This window comes from Bradyrhizobium sp. P2_E8, from assembly GCF_056403875.1.
Map to the genome: position 1 here is coordinate 1 of NZ_JBFUES010001333.1, position 1,638 is coordinate 1,638.

Consider the following 1,638-nt stretch of genomic DNA (forward strand, 5'->3'; position numbering starts at 1 on the left):
CCTTTGCCGAGCGGCTCGAAGCGTCCAGGCCGCTCGCCGGCGAGGATCCGGCGATTGCCGAGATCCTCGGCTTCATCGGCAAGGGCAAGCGTCCGCTCTGTCTTCCCGCCATTGCGAAGTGAACCTGCGATGGCCGCGGACATGACATCGGCGGCGGCAGGGATTTCATCGCCGGTCGGCGTAGTCGCAGGCGGCGGCGCCATGCCGTTTGCGGTCGCCGACTCGCTCGCCGCGCGCGGCATCGCGCCGGTGCTGTTTCCGCTGCGCGGCGCCTGCGATCCGGTGCAGGTGGAGAAATTCCGCCACCGCTGGATCTCGGTCGGCCAGCTCGGGCGCGCGATGCGGCTGTTCCGCGAGGAAGGCTGCCGCGACCTGATCTTCATCGGCACCTTGGTGCGGCCTTCGCTCTCGGAGATACGGTTCGACTTCACGACGTTGCGGCTGCTCGGCAATGTCATCCGCGCCTTTCGCGGCGGCGACGATCATCTGTTGTCCGGCGTCGGGCGCATTCTCGAACAAGGCGGCTTTCGCATGGTCGGGATCAAGGACGTTGCGCCCGACCTCCTGATGCCCGAGGGCTGCATCAGTCGCGCCTGGCCGAGTGACACCAGCAAGACCGACATCGAGCGCGGCCGCGCGGTCCTGACCGCGCTCGGGCCTTTCGACATCGGCCAGGCTGTCGTGGTGATCGACGGCCATGTGGTGGCGGTCGAGGATATCGAGGGCACCGACGCGCTACTTGCGCGCGTCGCGCGGCTGCGCGAGGAGGGCCGCATTCGCGCGGCGACGGGCCGCGGCGTGTTGGTTAAGGCGCCAAAGAGCAGCCAGGATCTGCGTTTCGACCTGCCGACGATCGGCCCGCGTACCATCGAGGGTGTCGCAAGAGCCGGCCTTGCCGGTATCGCCGTGATCGCCGGCAACACCATCGCCGCCGAGCCGCAGGCGATGATCGCGCTCGCCGACGCAAAGTACCTCTTCATCATCGGCCTGCCGGCGTGATGCAGGGGCGCGATCCCAAGCGGAAGATCTTCCTGATCGCCACGGAGGAATCCGGCGACCGGCTCGGCAGCGCCTTGATGAAGGTGCTGCGCCAGCGCCTCGGCGACGGCGTGCAGTTCGAGGGCGTCGGCGGCCGCACCATGGCGCGCGAGGGGCTCGAGACCCTGTTTCCGATCGAGGAGCTGTCGATCGTCGGTTTCGCCGCGGTGGTGCAGCAATTGCCGAAGATCCTGCGCTTGATCCGCGAGACCGCGGACGCCGTGCTGGAGGCCGCGCCCGATGCGCTCGTCATCATCGACAGCCCGGATTTCACCCATCGCGTCGCCCGCCGGGTGCGGGCGCGCAATCCTGCGATCCCGATCGTCGACTACGTGTCGCCGCAACTCTGGGCCTGGCGGCCGGGACGGGCGCGGACCATGCTCGGCTATGTCGATCATGTCCTMGGCCTGTTGCCGTTCGAGCCGGAGGAATACCGCAAGCTCGGCGGGCCGCCATGCAGCTATGTCGGCCATCCCCTGATCGAGCAATTGGGCTCGCTGCGGCCGAATGCGGAGGAGCAGAAGCGCCGCGACGCCGAACCGCCGGTGCTGCTGGTGCTGCCCGGCAGCCGCCGCAGCGAGATCCGACATCATATCGAGG

At 68.4% G+C, this 1,638-nt stretch carries 2 protein-coding genes and 1 pseudogene; all 3 read left to right on the forward strand.

What is annotated here, in order from left to right; all coding sequences use genetic code 11:
* Positions 1 to 122, forward strand: a pseudogene (locus AC1D00_RS40160) (acyl-ACP--UDP-N-acetylglucosamine O-acyltransferase); the annotation flags it as partial.
* A 19-nt stretch (positions 123 to 141) separates the two neighbouring features.
* Entirely contained in the window at positions 142 to 999 is an 858-nt protein-coding gene (locus AC1D00_RS40165; RefSeq protein WP_049823630.1) for an LpxI family protein, read from the forward strand.
* Positions 996 to 1,638, forward strand: a 643-nt coding sequence (locus AC1D00_RS40170) for a lipid-A-disaccharide synthase (protein ID WP_477014513.1), incomplete at its 3' end; no start/stop codon positions are given. The genes AC1D00_RS40165 and AC1D00_RS40170, both read left to right, overlap by 4 nt.

What these genes read in the sequence shown, in the direction of transcription:
- AC1D00_RS40165 (WP_049823630.1), top strand. Translation starts at nt 142, where the DNA reads ATGACATCGGCGGCGGCAGGGATTTCATCGCCGGTCGGCGTAGTCGCA.